Annotated in this window: 13 protein-coding genes; 10 read left to right on the top strand and 3 right to left on the bottom strand. The window is 63.7% G+C overall.

The features are described from left to right. Nucleotides 1-121 precede the first annotated feature (121 nt). A complete protein-coding gene (locus FYB76_RS25250) occupies nucleotides 122-4216 on the bottom strand; it encodes a tetratricopeptide repeat protein (protein ID WP_229297098.1) in 4095 nt (1364 codons plus the stop codon). After that, nucleotides 4146-7142 carry a bifunctional glycoside hydrolase 114/ polysaccharide deacetylase family protein gene (locus FYB76_RS25245; protein ID WP_370516417.1) on the bottom strand — a complete coding sequence of 999 codons (2997 nt, stop codon included), beginning with the start codon at nucleotides 7140-7142 and terminating at the stop codon, nucleotides 4146-4148. Before FYB76_RS25245 ends, FYB76_RS25250 begins: the two co-directional genes overlap by 71 nt. A 546-nt stretch (nucleotides 7143-7688) precedes the next feature. Here FYB76_RS25245 and FYB76_RS25240 point away from each other — a divergent pair. The 5 genes from FYB76_RS25240 to FYB76_RS25220 all read left to right on the top strand — a co-directional run bounded on the left by FYB76_RS25240 (nucleotide 7689) and on the right by FYB76_RS25220 (nucleotide 11521). Next, nucleotides 7689-8435 (top strand): GntR family transcriptional regulator, encoded by a 747-nt coding sequence (locus FYB76_RS25240; protein ID WP_088755034.1) that lies wholly within the window; start codon nucleotides 7689-7691, stop codon nucleotides 8433-8435. 58 nt (nucleotides 8436-8493) lie between these two features. Then, nucleotides 8494-9276: a transporter substrate-binding domain-containing protein gene (locus FYB76_RS25235; protein WP_088755035.1), complete on the top strand. Its 783-nt coding sequence runs from the start codon at nucleotides 8494-8496 to the stop codon at nucleotides 9274-9276. Between the two features lie 205 nt (nucleotides 9277-9481). After that, nucleotides 9482-10153 (top strand): amino acid ABC transporter permease, encoded by a 672-nt coding sequence (locus FYB76_RS25230; RefSeq protein ID WP_088755036.1) that lies wholly within the window; start codon nucleotides 9482-9484, stop codon nucleotides 10151-10153. Next, nucleotides 10150-10806 (top strand): amino acid ABC transporter permease, encoded by a 657-nt coding sequence (locus FYB76_RS25225; RefSeq protein ID WP_154135441.1) that lies wholly within the window; start codon nucleotides 10150-10152, stop codon nucleotides 10804-10806. Before FYB76_RS25230 ends, FYB76_RS25225 begins: the two co-directional genes overlap by 4 nt. After that, nucleotides 10787-11521: an amino acid ABC transporter ATP-binding protein gene (locus FYB76_RS25220; RefSeq protein WP_088755038.1), complete on the top strand. Its 735-nt coding sequence runs from the start codon at nucleotides 10787-10789 to the stop codon at nucleotides 11519-11521. The genes FYB76_RS25225 and FYB76_RS25220 overlap by 20 nt, the downstream gene beginning before the upstream one ends. A gap of 111 nt (nucleotides 11522-11632) precedes the next feature. Here FYB76_RS25220 and FYB76_RS25215 read toward each other — a convergent pair whose 3' ends face one another. Continuing rightward, entirely contained in the window at nucleotides 11633-12178 is a 546-nt protein-coding gene (locus FYB76_RS25215; protein ID WP_154135440.1) for a hypothetical protein, read from the bottom strand. A gap of 301 nt (nucleotides 12179-12479) precedes the next feature. On the opposite strand from FYB76_RS25215, the gene FYB76_RS25210 reads away from it, so the two are divergent. The 5 genes from FYB76_RS25210 (at nucleotide 12480) to puuE (ending at nucleotide 18172) form a co-directional block, all read left to right on the top strand. After that, complete coding sequence (locus FYB76_RS25210; RefSeq protein ID WP_088755041.1) at nucleotides 12480-13538, top strand: adenosine deaminase; 1059 nt, start codon at nucleotides 12480-12482, stop codon at nucleotides 13536-13538. Between the two features lie 447 nt (nucleotides 13539-13985). Next, entirely contained in the window at nucleotides 13986-14726 is a 741-nt protein-coding gene (locus tag FYB76_RS25205; RefSeq protein ID WP_088755042.1) for a GntR family transcriptional regulator, read from the top strand. Nucleotides 14727-14949: 223 nt separating this feature from the next. Beyond that, a complete protein-coding gene (locus tag FYB76_RS25200; RefSeq protein WP_154135439.1) occupies nucleotides 14950-16401 on the top strand; it encodes an NCS1 family nucleobase:cation symporter-1 in 1452 nt (483 codons plus the stop codon). Nucleotides 16402-16440: 39 nt separating this feature from the next. Further along, nucleotides 16441-17175, top strand: coding sequence for an aspartate/glutamate racemase family protein (locus FYB76_RS25195; RefSeq protein ID WP_088755044.1), 735 nt, complete (start codon nucleotides 16441-16443; stop codon nucleotides 17173-17175). A 64-nt stretch (nucleotides 17176-17239) separates the two neighbouring features. Next, entirely contained in the window at nucleotides 17240-18172 is a 933-nt protein-coding gene (gene puuE / locus FYB76_RS25190) for an allantoinase PuuE (protein ID WP_088755045.1), read from the top strand. Nucleotides 18173-18434: the final 262 nt, after the last annotated feature.

The following is an 18434-nucleotide window of genomic DNA, read 5'->3' as shown; positions in this document are numbered from 1 at the left end:
ACCTTGGAGCGATGCGCGGCCTTTCGCGGCCAGAGATTAATGAGGGCTGATTCATCGATTTCGTTGATCAATCATTTTTTACACGATACGGACAGCGAGGTCTTCACCTTCGGTTTCAATTTCAATAGAACCATTTGTAGAGCACATTCAATTCAAACCCGCGCTGCGGCGTATTGGGGGTGGCGCTGGTACTCTGCGCGGCCACCGACAGCACGTCCTGTCCCAGCACGCTGCCGGCGATGCCGGCACGCAGGTTGCGGCCCCAGCCGATGTCGGACGTACGGGTCAGGCCGAACTCGGCATACGGGCGCCAGGCGCGGGTATAGGCGTTTTCGATGACGGTCCCCGCGCCCAGTGCAAGGCCCCAGGAACGCGCATCCAGCGGCATGTAGCGAAAGCCCGTGGGATCGTTGCCGGCCGGGACCAGGCGCGCGATCTGCTCATCGCTGGCACCCCGATCGCTGAACTTGGCATCGTTGACGAAGCCGCGCAGGGTCAGGTTGGGATATTCCACGCGCAGGTGCGTACCGATTTCGGCATTGAGGGTGCGGCCATTGCCCAGCGCCGTGCCGGACTGCGTCTGGTAGCGCTGCAGGCCGCCGCCCAGGCGCAGGTATTCGGTACGGCTCAATTGCAGGTTCAGGTTCAGCTCGCCGCCGCTGCGCCGTCCGCCCACGCGGATCAGTGCCGAATCAATGGCCGCCAGGTTCAGCCCGCCATTGCCGGAGAGCGTGATCTTGGGCGTGAGCTGCTGCGAGAATTCCAGGCGCAGCCCGTTGAAGGAAGTCATCGCATCGCGGTGCTGGAGGCTGGCACTGACGAAACCATCCTCGATACGTCTGCGCAGGGTGAATTCGAAGAGGCGATCCACGGCCGGCACATCGCCCAGCAAGGTGGTGTCGTTGACCGTCTGGTGCCGTTCGGTATAGCCGAAGTAGAAGCGCGTGCCCGGTGTCAGCGCCACGCCGGCATTGGCCGTGAAGAGCTTGGTAGCCAGCGGGAATTCGCGCGTGGACGTGAAGCCTGTCGAGAAGCGCGGCGGCTCATCGGTGACCAGGCCCGTGAGCCGTCCGTGCAGTTCGTCGTCAGCGGGCAGGCGTTCGAGCTGGTCGAAGGCCAGTGTCTGCGCCAGGCCGACGCGCCCGGCCACGCGTGCCGCTTCGACGCGGTCATACATGGGCAACCAGTCGGCCAGGTTGTCGAGCATGGTGTTGAGTCGCTGGCGGTCATCGCTGGCCAGCGCCATGGCCAGCTCGCCCCATAGCGGCTTGTCGAGCTGCCGGGCAAAGCGTGTGGCCAGCCAGGTGCGCGCCAGGTCGGACTGGTTCTGGTTCATCGCATAGGCCAGCGCCAGTTCGCGCGCGCCGGAAGACAAGCGCGCATCATCGCCCGGGCGCTGGCCGGTATCGTTCGTGGGCGCGAACAGTGCCGCCGGACCTTGCGCCAATCGTGCTGACAGCGCCTCATCCTGGCTGCGCTGGCGCGCATCGCTGCGCGCGGCTTGCTGCATGTCCTTGAGCAGGGCCGGGCCATTGGCGGGGACGGGCTGGTCGTCCGGGGGCGGCGGCAGCGTCACGTCACTTCGCAACAGCGCGCGCATGACGCGCGCACTGTCATCGGCGCTCATGAAGAGCGGTGCCAGCGCCGCCAGGCGATCGCGCCACTCGTGCAATTGTCCGGGCGGGACATTGCGCAGCAGTTGCGGATTGCGCACTTCCAGCCAGGCATGGCGGCGGATGCGCCAGGCCAGGTCGGGCTGGCCGGTGGCATCCAGTGCCTCGGCATAACTCATCAGCCACAGGTAATCGTCATGCGGGAAACCGGATTTGCGGAACCAGTGCAGCGCCTGGTCCTGGCGGTTCAGCGACATGTTGGCCGCAGCATACGGTCCCCACAGTTGCGGCGTGGTCTCGGCCTCATGCGCCCACATCGTCAGGGCGCGATTGAGCAGTGCCGCATCGCGCGTGGCGATGAGCACCCAGAGGGTCTCGGCCCGCACATCGGCCGCGCGCGGTGCCAGCGACAGGGCCAGGCGCATGTCGGCGCGCGCCCCGTCGAGATCGCGCTGCAATTGCCTGACCGAAGAACGCACGCTGAGGAAAGGAACGTATTTTTCCAATGCCGCCTTCTGCTGCGGGGTCAGGCTGGCGAGGAAAGCGCGCGCGCCCTCCAGGTCATTGAGGCGCAGGCGATAGGTCAGCGCCTGCACCGCGAAATTGGGTACGCCGGTGCGGTGGAAACCGAACTCGGCCAGCTCGGCGGCGGCACGGGGTTCGCGATCCTGGATGACCACCATCATGTTGCTCATGTCGCCTTCGGCAGCCTGGTCTGCGGCCAGCAGCCGGTCGTAGCCGATGCGCGCCTCTTCATTCAGGCCCATGTAGCGCGACACTTCCGCATAGGTGCGCCAGAAGTCGGCATTGCCGTCCGGCGCCACCTTGGCGGCAGCGCGCAGCACCTCCAGCGCATCGTCCAGGCGGCCACGCAGGTACAGGGGATTGGCGGTCATCAGGGCGTTGGTGGCAGAAGGGCCGAACTCCTCGCGCTGGCGGCGCAAGGTGGCCAGCGCAGCATCATCGCGGCCCATGCGCAGGTACAGCTTGGCCAGCGCTTCCATCGTACCTTTGCGCTCGGTGGCGGCATCGGGGGTGCGTGCCGGCTTGCCGCGCAGGCGCTCTTCCAGCAAGGCCGCTGCGCGCTCGGGCTGGCCGATGTTTTCGTATTGCGCCACCAGCAGGTTGACCCACTGCGCATTGCCGGGCTCGACCTGCATCTTGTGCTGCAGGGCTTCCACCAGCATGTCTTGTTCAAAGGTCCCGGCGGCAGCCCGCAGGACGTTGTCCCACGCCACTTCATCGCCCGACAGGCGCGCATAGGCCAGCCATTGCGGCGTGGCCTGTTCCGGCACGCCGCTCCATTCGGAAATCTCCGCCAGCCGCTTGCGCCAGGCCGCGTCATCGGGACGCTGGCGCACCGCCGATTGCGCCAGCAGGCGCGCATCGACCAGGTTGCGATTGGCCAGGAAGACGTTGTAGGCCAGCGTGTAGATCTCCTCATCAAAGGGCAGCCTGGCCAGCGCGCGGCTGGAGGCCACATCGGCTGCCGAGGGCTGGTTCTCCCCGGCCACGCGCAGCAGGCGGCCCTGCTGCAGCGCGCGCTGCAGTTCATGCTGCAGGCGCTGCGGGTGGTGCAGCAGCGATTGCATCTGCTGCAGCGACTGCCTGAAATCGTGCATGGACACGGCCACCACACCGCCCTGCCCGGTTCGCGCGGCCGCCAGCGGCGCCAGCGCACGCGCCATCGACAGTTGCAGCAACTGCTTCACGTAACGCTCGGCGGCATCCGGACGATTGGCGGCCTGGGCCAGCCGTGTCAGGTACAGCAGCACGGTCTTGTCATTGGCCAGCGGACCGAGGTTGGCCTCGGCGGCGGCCAGCGCTTCCTGGTAGAAGCCGCCGGCCTGCAGGGTCCGCATCGCGTCGAGGAAATTCTCGCGGCGCGCGGCCAGCGAACCGGCATGCTGCATGGCCAGCAGGTAGAAGGCGGCGCTGCTGTGGTAATCGCCCACGCCCAGGCTTTGCTGGCCCAAGCGTACCGCTTCGGTGTAGGACATGTCGGCCGTGCTGCGATCGGCCAGCAGGCGCGCGAAGGCGGCACGAGCGGATTCACCGTCACCGAGCGCCAGGGCATCCTGCGACAGCGTCAGCCATTGTTGCGCGGTGAGCGGATAGGTCATCAGCACATTGAGCTGCTCGCGCAGCTGCGCCAGCAAGGGCGTGCGCTCCGGCGCATCCTTCGGCAGGGCGAAGACTTCCTGCTGGCGGATGCGGTATTCCAGCCAGGCCGCCGACATGCGTGCGTCGGCGCTGCTGTCCATCTGCAGCAAGGCCAGTTGCGCGCGCGCCTCGCCGAACTGGCCGAGGTCGATCATCTGCTTGACCAGCTCGGCGCGCAGCGCCGCATTGCCTGGCTGGGCCTTGAGGAAGACCTTGATGTACTCGACCGTCAGCAGGTCGGATTTGCCGCTGGCATTGGCCACTTCCAGGCGCTGCTGCAGCGAGACCTTGGGGTAGACCAGGGCGAGTACCGTCCCGACCGCCAGCGCGAAGCCGGCGATCGTCCAGGGCGAGAACAGCCTGGCCCGTTCATAAGGTGCATTGAACGAGTACCAGGTGCCGTGTTGTCGCGAGCGGGGCGGTTGCGGAGCCAATGTCATATTGGTGAACTGCAGTCTTGCCGGTGAAATTGCGATACCACGCCTGGCCGGTGATGCTGACCGACTTGCCCTTGGCCAGCGCCACGCCGTCGGCGGTAGCAGTACAGGTACGCGCACCACTGATGCTGAAGGTCGTGACGCCATTGGCGGTGAGCGAAAAACGCAGCTCGGCCTTGTTGCCGTTGATGCTGCGCTGGAAATCACCGACCTGCCCGGCCGCCTCCAGCAGCATGGGCAAGGCCGGCGACGCATCGGCTTGCTCGCTGGTGCTGCGCGGGCGGATGCGCACTTCGCCCGCCGAGGTGATCAGGTAACGGCCGCTGGGGCCTGGTGCGATCCCGGCGATGCCGGGCTGTGACAAGTCCACGTCAGGGGCACCAGCCGGGATGCGCAGCGTGCGCAGGTACTCGCCGGTGCGATAGACCAGCGTGCCATCGGCGGTACGGGCGATGCTGGTGTTTTCGAAATCGATGACCTTGCGGATGTACTGCGACACGTACAGCCGCGTGAACGGCTGCGCCTCGGCCCAGCGGTGGATCTTGTGCAGCGCCGCCACCGAGGCGGGCTTGGTGCCGGCATAGAAGTGGTAGTAGATGTCCACGGCCTTGAAGCGGATCGGCTCGCCGGTCAACTCATAGCTTTCGATGGCGCGCTCGAACCCGTAGAAGGGTCCGGTCCAGTTGCCGGTGTAGACGTTCTCGTCCTGGTTGGGCGCGAAGACCTGGTACCAGCCCTGCTTGCGCACGCCTTGCGCGGCGATGTCGGTCCAGGTGTTGCGGCTCCTGGTGATCATGGTGTCGCCGCCGTTCATGTTGAGGAAGCCGTCCAGGTAGGTCTGGGCGATGGCCTCGGGGGGCGGCACGCAGTTGCCGGTCCAGAGGAAGACCTCGGCCTTCTTGCCCGGCGGCAGCAGGGTCTTGTTGATGTAGTCCATCGACCCCTTGATCTCGCGCTGCAGGTTGAATTTGTAGTTCGGGATGTCCAGCGTGCGCGAGGCATCGCCATCCATCTGGTTGATGTCGGCGGTACGGGTGTCATACATCGCATCGGCCCAGTTGAAGGGATGCGAGAAGGAATGACTGGCCGGCTCGACGTAAGGCAGCGTGAACATCTTGCGCGCCAGCGCCGTGGTCTGCGCCGAGAGCTGCGGATAGACGCCCTGCGGGCTCAGCTCGCCCTCCACCACCGAGACCGTCACGGGAAAACGGTAACGGTCCCAGATCTCCCGCTGCAGTACTTCGACCGCAAAGGGCGAGCCCGGATACTCGGCCTTGGAAGGAAAACCATCGCCATCGAGGTGGCTGGTCTGGATGCGCCGGCCGCCCTCGGTGGTGACGTCCGGCACCGGGAGTTCGGGCAGGCGCAGCGCGCGCTTGAGGAACAGCATGGGCTGCAGCACCCAGCGCGGCGGGTCCATCACCTGCAGCGTGGTGGTGGCGAACGGGGCCAGGGCGAAACCGCCCCAAGGCATGATGGCGGCCGCATCGTAGGTATTGTTGCGGCCATCCTTCATGCGCAGGAGCGACTTGGCGGCAGGATCGGTCAGGCGCACCAGTTCCAGTTGCGTGCGGTCCACGCGCGGCTTGGTCTCGAACCCCATCAGTTCGGGGTCGGCATACGTGACCTCCAGCTGCTCCGGCGACGGTGCGGCAAAATTGGTCAGCCCCAGCATGCCCGCGCTGAGCTTGGTCATCTGGAAACCGAAGGCATTGAAGATGGCCACCGGCACGCCTTCCTTGATGCGCTGCCCTATCCAAGGGCCCAGTCGCTGGTGATCGGTGCCGCTGCGAAACCACGTCACCACGCCCGCATAGCGCCCGGCCAGCGGCTCGGTGGGCAGGCCCTCGCGGCCGACTTCGCGGAATTCGTAGCGCAGGCCGAGATGGTTCAGCTGGATGCCCAGGAAGCGCTGGGCCTCGGTGGTATGCAGGTCATCACCCTGGGCCACATCCAGCAATACCAGCACATTGCGCGGCACCAGTTCGACAGTGGACACGCCCATGGACATCAAGGTGCCATCGGCCACCCAGGGCAGGAAGCCGTCGGCGCTGATCTTGTTGGCCGTCTCGCGCGCCAGGGCGCGGGCACCCGGCTGGAACGGATCGACGTAATCGATGGCGATGGCCGGCAGGCGATAACGGTCGCGGATGGTGCGCAGCTGGCCGGAGAGCCAGGCGCGGTCATTGTCGGTTACGGCGCCATAGCTGCGGCGGCCGGCATCGTAGCCGCGATAGAGCGATTCGGCAGCCACCGCGTAAGTGAGCGGTGCCACCTCCGGGAACAGTTCGAAGCCGCGATTGAGGATGAGCTTGGCCTGCGGATAGCGGCGCTTGAATTCGCGCAGCGTGGCGATCATGGCCTGGGTCTGGGCGGCGCGCTCGGCATCGGTCTTGGCAAAGAGCTGGTATGAATCCAGGGTATCGAGGAAGAAACCGCGCCAGCCCTGCGCCCACAAGGGTGCCACGATCTTGTCGAGGAAGAAGTCGCGCCAGCCGGGTGCGGTCTGGTCGATCACGCGGCTGCCCCAGGCGGCGTTGTCGCCCCTGAGCAGGCCGGGCGGCATCTGCTTGTAGTAAGGCCGTGAAGGCTGGACCTCGCCCAGCGAGACATAGGCAAACAGCTGGTGCGCACCATTGGCCGCACTGCGTGTGCGCGCGGCCGGGTCGCGCACGAAGGCCGGTTCCACCACCGCCACGTCAAAGGCCTGCAGGTCGGCCAGCGGGGGATTGGGGCCGTAATAGAAGGCAATGGATGTCGGCGCGGCCGCGCTTGCTGCCGCCGGGCTCGGGGCCGGGTTCTGGGCCGGTGCTGCACCGGTCACCAGCGCCGCCGCGCCGGCGGCCAGGGTCCAGGCCAGCGCCCGCAAGGCGCGCCAGGTCCGACCAGCTGATTGTTGTAAGGCTTGGCTTGCTGCTGAGCGCGGCACGTGCTCTCCCTGATATTTTGTCATGAATTTGGCCGGCCACATGAAACCATGGCTACGTCCTTGTTGGCATCCGGAAAATCCTGACTCGGATGAGCTGCCATCCCCCGCTTGTTGTTCGAATTCTTCAGATTTTCCTGGTGCGCTTGTTAGCAATTTGTATCAAATTCCAACTAGATTCAACTGCAAGTTTATTACCGGGAGGGAATTTAGCTGTGTCTTCAAGTGAATATATTGCCGCCTAACCGCAAAAATTTGACGGCTAAAACTGCCAATTCCTTCACAGGTCACCCTGCGGCGCACAAAAGCAGGGCAAGCCAACCGCGCTTGTGGTCGGCCCGCACGCACCAAAAGCAGGCAGCGGCTGCCCCCCAAACCTTCATTTCACCCGTTTTGCGCCGCATCACCGCCCCTCCCGCGGTCGTGACCGTACTGCGACACCGGTCGCAAACCCTTGCCACAGCGGCGCCTGGCCGCCAATAATCGTCGCGGGTTGTTGTATGCCAATCTTGTATATCAGCGTGGCACACAACTTGCTGAGGAGAGGACATGAGCATCGATCCTTCCGCCAAGTCGTCGTCGCAGATTGCGGTCCGCATCACCGAGGCCATCCTCGCCAAGCAACTGGCGCCGGGGACCCGGTTGGGCGAACAGCAGCTGGCCGACCTGTTCAGCGTCTCGCGCACCCAGGTGCGCGAAGCGCTGACCCGGCTGATGGCGCGCGGCATCGTCACCGTCAGTGCGCGGCGCGGCTGGTTCGTCATCGAGCCTACCGCCGAACAGGCGCGCGAAGCCTTCGAGGCACGCCGCGTGATCGAGCTGGGGCTGTTGCGCCAGGCGCGGGTGCGGCCGATCAGCACGCAGGCCATCGGCCAGCTGCGCGACCACATCGCCCGCGAAGAGGCGGCCATCGCCGGGGCCGATGTGGGGGCACGCAGCTACCTGCTGGGGGATTTCCATGTCTGCCTGTGCGAATGCCTGGGCAACTCGCTGCTGTCGGAAACGCTGCGCGACCTGACCGCACGCACCACCTTGACGGCCATGCTGCACCAGTCGTCGGAGCAGGCGGAGGATTCGTGTTCGGAACATGTATTGATCGTCGAGGCGCTGGAGCGCGGCGATCTGGAACAGGCAGAGCAACTGATGCAGGACCACCTGCAACATGTGGAATCAGGGCTCACCCAGGTGCGCAGCAGCGATCCGCTGGAACCGCTGCGACAGGCACTGGCATCGGTATCGCGGCCGGGGGCCGCGAGCGAGACCGGGCCGCCACGCCAGCAAAGCAAAGGGCCTTGAGCTGCACAACAGGCCTCTCATCAACGTAGTCAATGACGTCAACCCAAGGGAAACTGCTATGAAACTGACCAAACTCCTGCTCGGCCTGATGGCCGGCGCCATGATGTTCTCCGCTTCGGCTGCCCGCGCCGACGCCCTGGACGATATCCAGAAGAACGGCACGCTGCGCGTGGCCGTCCCGGCCGACTTCCCGCCCTTCGGCTCGGTCGACAGCGACCTCAAGCCCCAGGGTTTCGATATCGACGTGGCCAACCTGATCGCCAAGAAGATGGGCGTGAAGGTCGAACTGATCCCGGTCTCCAGCGCCAACCGCATTCCCTACCTGACCACCAAGAAGGTCGACCTGGTCATCTCCAGCATGGGCAAGAACGCCGAGCGTGAAAAAGTGATCGACTTCAGCGCCGCCTATGCGCCCTTCTTCAACGGCGTGTTCGGCCCGGCCGACCTGCCGGTCAAGAGCGCCGCCGACCTGGCAGGCAAGACCATTGCGGTGACCCGTGGTTCGGTGGAAGACCTGGAACTGACCAAGATCGTGCCGGCCTCGGCGACCGTGAAGCGCTACGAAGACAACAACAGCACCATCAGCTCCTTCCTCTCCGGTCAGGTGCAACTGGTCGCCACCGGCAACGTGGTGGCCGCCGCCATCATCGCCAAGAACCCGCCCAAGAAGCCCGAGACCAAGTTCCTGATCAAGGATTCGCCTTGCTTCATCGGCCTGAACAAGGGTGAGAAGAAGCTGCAGGACAAGGTCGACGCCATCCTAGCCGATGCCAAGAAGGACGGCAGCCTCAACACCATCTCCCAGAAGTGGCTGGGCCTGCCGCTGCCGGCTGGCCTGTAATTTGCTGGAGTGACCGCACACCCTCGTGGTGTGCGGCATGACAGTTGCGGGAACGCACCAGTACAGTCCACAAGGCGACGGCAATACGGTCGCCAGAGAGCACCAATACAGCAGCAATACAGCAGCAATACAGTTTCACCCCGGCAGCAGGCAGGCGGACAACCCGGCAAACGCAGCATTTTCGAGGCAGGGCAGACACGACATCATGGCTTATCAATTCGATTTTCTTTCCACGCTCGACTACACCGACGTCATCGTCAAGGGTGTGGCGACCACCGCCGAGCTCATCGCCATCGGCGGCGTGCTGGGCGTGGCCGTGGGCATCTTTGGTGCCTGGGCGCGCACACAGGGGCCGGGCTGGCTCAAACCCATCGTCAGCGGCTATGTGGAGATCATCCGCAACACGCCCTTCCTGGTGCAGCTGTTCTTCATCTTCTTCGGCCTGCCTTCGCTGAACATCCACATCAGTGAAATCACGGCGGCCATCCTGGCCATGGTGATCAACCTGGGCGCCTACAGCACCGAGATCATCCGCGCCGGCGTGCAGGCGATTCCGCGCGGGCAGATCGAGGCGGCGCAATCGCTGTCGATGTCGCGCGGGCAGATCTTCCGCCACATCATCCTGCGTCCGGCGCTGCAGAAAATTTGGCCGGCATTGTCTTCGCAGGTGGTCATCGTCATGCTGGGCTCGGCGGTGTGTTCGCAGATCGCGGTGGAAGAATTGTCCTTCGCGGCCAACTACATCCAGGGCCGCAACTTCCGCGCCTTCGAAGCCTACATCGTCGCCACCGCCATCTACCTGGTACTGGCCATCCTGCTCCGCCAGTTGCTGCGCCTGATCGGCAACTACTTCATCACCGCCCGGAGGACCGCATGATCACGTTCACTACCTGGGACATCGTCCGCAACCTGATGCTGGCGTGGCGCTGGACCATCCTGCTGTCGCTGGTCACCTTCGTGCTCGGCGGCGCGCTGGGCCTGGTCATCCTCTTCATGCGCACCTCGCGCCAGAACTGGCTGCGGCAAGTCGCACGGCTCTACATCGAACTGTTCCAGGGCACGCCGCTGCTGATGCAGCTGTTCCTGGTCTTCTTCGGCATTGCGCTGTTCGGTATCGAAGTGCCGGCCTGGCTGGCAGCCGGACTGGCACTGATGTGCTGGAGCGCGTCGTATCTCGCCGAGATCTGGCGCGGCTGCGTGGAAGCCATTCCCAAGGGGCAGTGGGAAGCCTCATCGGTACTGGCCATGGGCTACTTCCAGCAGATGCGCTACATCGTGCTGCCGCAGGCTTTCCGTATTGCGATTGCACCGACGGTGGGATTTGGCGTACAGATCATCAAGTCCACTGCGGTGACCTCCATCATCGGCTTCATCGAATTGTCCAAGGCCGGCACCGTCATCACCAATGCCACCTTCCGCCCCTTCACGGTGTTTGCCATCGTGGGCGCCTTCTACTTCGTGCTTTGCTGGCCGCTGTCCAAGTACAGCCAGTCTTTAGAAAGGAAATACAATGCCGCTCATCGCCATTGACAACGTCAAGAAACGCTTCGGCGACAACGAAGTCCTCAAGGGCATCAGCCTGGACGTCGAACCGGGTGAAGTGATCGCCATCATCGGCAAGAGCGGCTCGGGCAAGTCCACGCTGCTGCGCTGTATCAACGGCCTGGAGAGCATCGACGAAGGCAACATCAGCGTAGCCGGCGCCAAGCTGGGTGCCAGCGAACTGGAGCTGCGCAACCTGCGGTTGAAGGTCGGCATGATCTTCCAGCAGTTCAACCTGTTCCCGCATCTTTCGGTGGGCCGCAACGTGATGATTGCACCGATGATCGTCAAGGGCACGAGCGAAGCCGAGGCGATGGCCACCGCCAAGGCCAACCTGGAGAAGGTCGGGCTGGGCCACAAGTTCGATGCATTTCCGGACCAACTCTCCGGCGGCCAGCAGCAGCGCGTGGCCATTGCCCGCGCGCTGTCGATGAATCCGCAAGCCCTGCTGTGTGACGAGATCACCTCGGCGCTGGATCCGGAACTGGTCAACGAAGTACTGACCGTCATGCGCGGCCTGGCCAAGGAAGGCATGACGCTGTTGATGGTGACGCACGAGATGCGCTTTGCGCGCGAAGTCTGCAACCGGCTGGTGTTCATGCACCAGGGCAAGGTGCATGAGATCGGACCGCCGGAGGAATTGTTCGGCAATCCCAAGACGCCGGAATTGCAGCAGTTCATTGGGATGACGCAGGGGGCTTGAAGCCGTCACGTGTCAGCCTGAGTCAGAAAAGAAAAAGCCGAAGGTGCTCGCCTTCGGCTTTTTCATTCATGTCCTGCACGGATGTCGCTGGCGATGCGGCCAGCCTGAGCGTTACCGGTCGACTTCACACACCTTCCGGTCATTCTCATAAAACACCACCGGCCCCGTCGTGAACCTTTCCTTGGGAATGGCCACCATCAGGTAATCCTTGATGCGATACGAAGCACCGGAAGCCGGTGCGCGATAGAGATAGTTCAGGCGCAGGGTGCCGTCGCGCAGACGCAGCGACAAGGGCGTGAAGACATGGGGGCGCTCGGCCGCATCCGGGGCGCTCATGCTGCGCGCGACCACCAGGTATTGCTTGCGCTCGAAATGATCAGCCGAGGGGCCGAAGGGACGCTTGTCGTTCATCACCGGGGCCGGCTGCATCCAGCGGTCCCACTCGGCGCGGCTGCGGATCAGGGCACAGAAGACCGGCTGACGCTGCTCATCCCAGTTCTTCAGGAAACCCTGGTAGGAACCGCTGAGAATGGTCTTGTAAGGGACTACCGTGGGGTCCTCGGCTTCCGTCCACGGCATCACCGAACATCCCGACATGGCCACCAGCACCGTGCCACCCACGATCCACTGCATGCTTTCCCTGATCGACTTGCGCATTCGTTTCCCCCAAGAAGCTTAGCATTTAAACATGTCTTGCCCGGTGCTGGCGAGAATTCCTTGCATCTTCGTCAAAGTCCCGCCCGGCGGGAGCCAGCCATGCTGCTGCTCAGAGCCCGTGCGGCCGCTTTGGTTCAGCGGCATACCGGCCTTTACCTTTGTGGAGCCGGGTATGCGATTTGCGTGATAATGCGGGGTCCGGAAGGCGGCTATGCTGGCGCGGCGAGGTGTCGCGCGGCTCCATCGGGTCTCAACCCGCGCCTGCCTTCCCTGTTCCAGCCATTTTTGAAGGGTCGTTTCCATGAGCTCAGCTGTCATTTCTTCTTCCGCTACCGGCGCCGCGCTGGACGGTTTCATCGCCGGCCTGCCCAAAACCGAGCTGCACCTGCACATCGAAGGCACGCTGGAACCCGAACTGATGTTCGCCCTGGCCCAGCGCAACAACGTCGCCCTGCCCTACGCCTCGGTCGACGACCTGCGCGCGGCCTACAACTTCAGCGACCTGCAGTCCTTCCTCGATCTCTACTACGCCGGCGCCAACGTGCTGCGCACCGAACAGGATTTCTACGACATGACCGCGGCCTACATTGCCCGCGCGCAAGCCGACAATGTGCGCCATGCCGAGATCTTCTTCGATCCGCAAACCCACACCGAGCGCGGCATTCCCATCGCCACCGTATTCGCCGGCATTGCCGCCGCCCTGCGCGATGCGCGCCGCCGCGATGGCTTCGGCAGCGTGATGATCATGTCCTTCCTGCGCCACCTCTCGGAAGAGGACGCCTTTGCCACCCTGGAAGCGGCACTGCCGCTGCGCGAGCAGTACGCCGACCTGTGGCTGGGCATCGGCCTGGATTCCTCCGAACGCGGCAACCCGCCGGAGAAGTTCGAACGCGTCTACGCGCGCTGCCGCGAACTGGGCTTCCGCCTGGTGGCCCACGCCGGTGAAGAAGGTCCGGCGGCCTACGTGATCGGCGCCCTCGACGTGCTGCACGTCGAACGCATCGACCACGGCGTGCGCAGCGAGGAAGATCCGGCCCTGATGCAGCGCCTGGCGCAACAGCGCACCCCGCTGACGGTCTGCCCCCTGTCCAACCTGAAGCTGTGCGTGGTCAAGGACATGGCCGAGCACAACCTGGCGCGCCTGCTCGATGCCGGCCTGGCCGTGACCGTCAACTCCGACGACCCGGCCTACTTCGGCGGCTACATGAACGCCAACTACCACGCCGTCGCCCGCTCGCTGAACCTCTCGCGCGAGCAGGTGCTGCAGCTGGCGCGCAATGGCATCGATGCCTGCTTCCTGTCTGACGAAGACAAGGCCACCCTGCACCAGGAGCTGGAACAGTACGCCGCCAGCCACTGAGCCCGCCGCAGCCCGCCACACCGCGCCCGGCCCCGTGCCGGGCGTTTTCTTTTCATATCCCCTGCGGTCAAGCACGCTTCTTGCATAGCCGTGACAGGGGATTGGCGACGGTCCGGCCCGTCTTTTGCAGCGTGCCACCGACACCATTGACCACCCGTTTTTGCCGCAATCGTACGCACGGATTGACAACAATTTCTGGAATAAAGATTACGCCATGCAGCACGCGGTACACCATTGTTCACAAGGGAAATTTGCCCCGTCGGCGCTGCGCCGCAGCATCGAAAGTCGCGCAGACAGTGACCCAAAGAGGGTCACAGGGCATTCTTTTTGGTGCAGAATGAGCCCCGTTTTGTTGCAAATCCATTTTCAGATTGTTGACGATCCATGCGCCTCGTTGTTGACCGGCAAGACCTTCCAGACAGTCATTCCAGCCAGAGCATGAGCATCATGAACAAAGCCAGCAAAACCGCACGCCCCCCTGCCGCCCCGGCCCGCGCCAGTGCGCGCGAGCGCGAAAGCACGGGAGCGGTCGAGGAGAGGATGTACCAGGACATCTATGACGCGATCATGGAGCACCGCCTGCCGCCGCGTACCAAGCTGACCGAGCAGACCCTGTGCCAGATCTACGACACGGCCCGCCACACGGTGCGCAAGGTGCTCTCGCGCCTGGCCTCGGAGGGGATGGTGGACCTGGAAGCCAACCGGGGCGCCTTCATCGCCAGCCCTTCGCATGCCGAGGTGCGCGACATGTTCGAGTTGCGCAACATCCTCGAACATGCGGTGCTGGAGAAGGTCGGGCGCGAGGCGGGGACGCGCCAGATCGCCGGCTTGCGGCGCATGGTGGAGGAAGAGCGGGATTGCTACCTGAACGGTGACCGGCCGCGCTGGATCCGGCTTTCCGCCCAGTTCCACCTGGCGCTGGCGGAGCTGACCGGCAATGCGCTATTGGTGGACACCTTGCGCAAGCTGGTCTCGCGCACCACGCTGATGATCGCCAAGACGGAGGCGCCGGGTCACAACGCCTGCTCCTTCGATGAACACGAGACCGTGCTGGAAGCGCTGGAAAAAGGCGATGTCGCCGCTGCCCAGTCGCATATGGCACATCACTTGCATTTGTGCGAGGACCGGGTACGGCCGGATGCGGATGACCAGTTCGATCTGCGTGCCGTGCTCGGCAAGGGACTGTGACCCACGGGCCGGCGCGCACACCCTGATTTTCCCGCCAGGGAGGATCAGGAAGATGGAAAAAGGAAGTGAGAAACAAACAGGGCCACGTCGCGCGGCCAAATGCAATACCGACCGTGTGACCACCACCATGCCGACAAGAGCATGCAGGAAGTCCGTTGAACAGCCCGGCTGCGGCCGGGCGTGATTCGTTTCACCCCACCTTTCTCTTTGATGGAGACCGGCCATGACTACCGACGCTTCCCCCTCTGCTGCACCCGGCGCCTATATCGCCGGCGCCGACGATGCGCGCCTGACCAATGAAGACCTTGCCCCGCTGAAGAAACAGACCTGGGGTTCCTACAACATCTTTGCCTTCTGGATGTCCGACGTGCACAGCGTGGGCGGCTACGTGTTTGCCGGCAGCCTGTTCGCCCTGGGCCTGACCAGCTGGCAGGTGCTGATCTCGCTGCTGATCGGCATCAGCATCGTCTACCTGCTCTGCAACCTGGTGGCGCGTCCGAGCCAGGCACACGGCGTGCCCTATCCGGTGATGAGCCGCCTGTCCTTTGGCGTGCTGGGTGCCAACGTCCCCGCCATGATCCGCGGCCTGATCGCGGTGGCCTGGTACGGCATCCAGACCTACCTGGCCTCGGCCGCCTTCGTGGTCGTGGTGCTGAAGTTCTTCCCGGAATTGAAGCCTTATGCCGATGTCCACGTGCACTCCTTCGCCGGCCTCTCCACGCTGGGCTGGGGTGGCTTCCTGCTGCTGTGGGTGTTGCAGGCGCTGGTGTTCTGGAACGGCATGGAGACCATCAAGAAGTTCATCGACTTTGCCGGTCCGGCGGTCTATGTGGTCATGTTCATCCTGGCGGGCTGGATGATCTACAAGGCTGGCTGGCAGAACGTGGGCCTCAACCTGGGCGAGATCAAGTACAGCGGCTGGGCGGCGGTCTCGGTGATGATCACGGCGATCTCGCTGGTGGTGTCCTACTTCTCCGGGCCGATGCTCAACTTCGGCGACTTCTCCCGCTACTGCCATACTTTCGCCGATGTGAAGCGCGGCAACTTCTGGGGCCTGCCGGTCAACTTCCTGGCCTTCTCGATAGTCACGGTGGTGACGACTTCTGCCACCATCGCCGTGTTTGGCGAGCTGATCACCGACCCGGTGGAAACCGTCTCGCGCATCGACAGCACCACGGCTGCGGTGATCGGCGCGCTGACCTTCCTGACGGCCACCATCGGCATCAACATCGTGGCCAACTTCGTCTCGGCCGCCTTCGATTTCTCCAACCTCTCGCCCAGCCGCATCAGCTGGCGCGCCGGCGGCATGATCGCGGCCACGGCCTCGATCTTCATCACGCCCTGGAACCTGTTCGGCAATCCGGAAGTGATCCATTACACGCTCGATGTGCTGGGGGGCTTCATTGGCCCGCTGTACGGCATCCTGCTGTCGGACTACTACCTGGTCAAGCAGCGCCAGGTGAAGGTCGATGATCTCTACACCATGCGTCCCGATGGCCGTTACTGGTACACCAATGGCGTCAACCGTGATGCGGTCAAGGCGCTGGTGCTGGCCGCTGCCGTCTGCGTGGCCTGCGTGATGCTGCCGCAGCTGCGCAAAGCGGCGGACTTCTCCTGGTTCATCGGTGCGGCGCTAGGCGCGGTGTTTTACCTGATGTTCGCGCGCAAGCGCTGAGCATCGCCGACCTGGACTTCATTGCATCAAGGAACAAGCATGCGCATCAAGCTGATCAATCCCAACACCACCATGAGCATGACCGAGGCCATGACGGCCTGTGCCCGCCAGGTGGCGGCCCCCGGCACCGAGATCACGGGCGTGAGTCCGCAGATGGGACCGGCCTCGATCGAGAGCCACTATGACGAGGCGCTGGCCGTGCCGGGGCTGCTGCAGGAAATCGAGCAGGGTGAGCGCGAGGGCGTGGATGCCTACGTGATTGCCTGTTTCGGTGATCCTGGCTTGTCGGCGGCGCGTGAGTTGGCGCGGGGGCCGGTGATCGGGATTGCTGAAGCGGCGATGCACATGGCCAGCCTGGTCGCGCCCTCCTTTTCGGTGGTGACCACGTTGGCGCGCACCAGCGGCATGGCCTGGCACCTGGCCGAGCGTTACGGCATGCAGCGTTTTTGCCGTAACGTGCGCGCCTGCGAGATTGCGGTGCTGGAGCTGGAGAATCCGGCGTCCGATGCGCGGGCGCGCATTACCGAGGAGTGCCGGCGGGCGCTGGCCGAGGACGGGGCCGAGGCCATCGTGCTGGGCTGCGCGGGCATGGCCGACCTGTGTGCGGCCATTGGCCGCGACATTGGTGCGCCGGTGATCGATGGCGTGACCGCCGCGGTCAAGCTGGCGGAGTCGCTGGTGGCACTGGGGCTGGGCACGGCCAAGGGGGGTGAATGGGCGCGGCCCTTGCCCAAGGCTTATCATGGATTGCTCAGCGGTTTTGCACGTGTGTGATTTTTCCTGCGGCGCTGTGGTCGGGCGCTGCGATTTCCTTTCTTGACAGCCAAACGAAGAACTTATGTCACAGCAACAAACTTACCCTCGCGACCTGGCCGGCTACGGCCGCAATCCGCCGCACGCGCGCTGGCCTGGCCAGGCGCGGGTGGCTTTGCAATTCGTGCTCAATTATGAAGAAGGCGGCGAGAATTGCGTCTTGCATGGCGATCCTGCGTCGGAGCAATTCCTTTCCGAGATCGTGGGGGCGGCGGCTTATCCGGCGCGTCACATGTCGATGGAATCGATTTACGAATATGGGTCGCGGGTGGGGGTGTGGCGCATCCTGCGCGAGTTCGAGAAGCGCGGGTTGCCGATGACGATCTTTGGCGTAGCCACGGCCTTGCAGCGTTCGCCTGATGTGACCCAGGCATTCCAGGAATTGGGGCATGAGATCGCTTGCCATGGCTTGAAGTGGATTCATTACCAGAACATGGATATCGAGACCGAGCGGGCGCATATGCGGGAGGCGGTGCAGATTTTCCGTGAGCTCACCGGGAGCGCGCCGCTGGGCTGGTATACGGGGCGGGATTCGCCCAATACGCGGCAGCTGGTGGTGGAGCATGGGGGCTTTGCCTATGACTCCGATTACTACGGGGATGATCTGCCGTTCTGGACTGAAGTGGAGACCAGCGATGGGGTGAAGGCGCCGCATCTGGTGGTGCCTTACACGTTGGATTCCAATGACATGCGGTTTGCTACGCCGCAGGGGTTCAATACCAGCGAGCACTTCTACCAGTACCTGAAAGATAGCTTCGACGTGCTCTATGAAGAGGGTGAAGAGGCGCCGAAGATGCTGTCCATCGGGATGCATTGCCGCTTGCTTGGGCGGCCTGGGCGGTTCCGCGCCCTGCAACGCTTCCTGGATTATGTGCAGTCACATGACAAAGTCTGGATCTGCCGGCGCATCGATATCGCTGAACATTGGAAGAAGACGCATCCATTTTCGGAGCGCTGATTTATTCCTTTTTGGAATTATTCTGTGCCGCCCTTGGGTTTTCTCCTTTGGGCGGTATTTTTTTCGGTGTTGATTTTGCGGTTTGGGGCAGTCTGCACGGATTGCTTTCCTGCGCTCTAGCTTAATTACTTTCTCTCTCCGGTCGGAAGAACGCGCCGGGGGCGGCCCGGCAGCCGCTCACTTTTCTTGTCTCGCCAAGAAAAGTAAGCAAAAGAAGGCGACCGCAACTGCACCGCCCTCCTTCGGAGGGTCCCCGCTTCAG

The sequence above is a fragment of the Herbaspirillum sp. CAH-3 genome, assembly GCF_009668275.1.
GTDB classification, from domain to species: Bacteria; Pseudomonadota; Gammaproteobacteria; order Burkholderiales; family Burkholderiaceae_D; genus Herbaspirillum; species Herbaspirillum aquaticum.
Note: the sequence above shows the minus strand (reverse complement) of the source record. Positions and strands in the feature narration are given on the sequence as shown.

Coding starts and splice junctions, on each gene's coding strand:
- FYB76_RS25220 (WP_088755038.1), top strand. CDS start 10,787: ATGCCGCTCATCGCCATTGACAACGTCAAGAAACGCTTCGGCGACAAC.
- FYB76_RS25250 (WP_229297098.1), bottom strand. CDS start 4,216: ATGACATTGGCTCCGCAACCGCCCCGCTCGCGACAACACGGCACCTGG.
- FYB76_RS25215 (WP_154135440.1), bottom strand. CDS start 12,178: ATGCGCAAGTCGATCAGGGAAAGCATGCAGTGGATCGTGGGTGGCACG.
- FYB76_RS25210 (WP_088755041.1), top strand. CDS start 12,480: ATGAGCTCAGCTGTCATTTCTTCTTCCGCTACCGGCGCCGCGCTGGAC.
- FYB76_RS25225 (WP_154135441.1), top strand. CDS start 10,150: ATGATCACGTTCACTACCTGGGACATCGTCCGCAACCTGATGCTGGCG.
- FYB76_RS25230 (WP_088755036.1), top strand. CDS start 9,482: ATGGCTTATCAATTCGATTTTCTTTCCACGCTCGACTACACCGACGTC.
- FYB76_RS25205 (WP_088755042.1), top strand. CDS start 13,986: ATGAACAAAGCCAGCAAAACCGCACGCCCCCCTGCCGCCCCGGCCCGC.
- FYB76_RS25195 (WP_088755044.1), top strand. CDS start 16,441: ATGCGCATCAAGCTGATCAATCCCAACACCACCATGAGCATGACCGAG.
- FYB76_RS25200 (WP_154135439.1), top strand. CDS start 14,950: ATGACTACCGACGCTTCCCCCTCTGCTGCACCCGGCGCCTATATCGCC.
- puuE (WP_088755045.1), top strand. CDS start 17,240: ATGTCACAGCAACAAACTTACCCTCGCGACCTGGCCGGCTACGGCCGC.
- FYB76_RS25235 (WP_088755035.1), top strand. CDS start 8,494: ATGAAACTGACCAAACTCCTGCTCGGCCTGATGGCCGGCGCCATGATG.
- FYB76_RS25240 (WP_088755034.1), top strand. CDS start 7,689: ATGAGCATCGATCCTTCCGCCAAGTCGTCGTCGCAGATTGCGGTCCGC.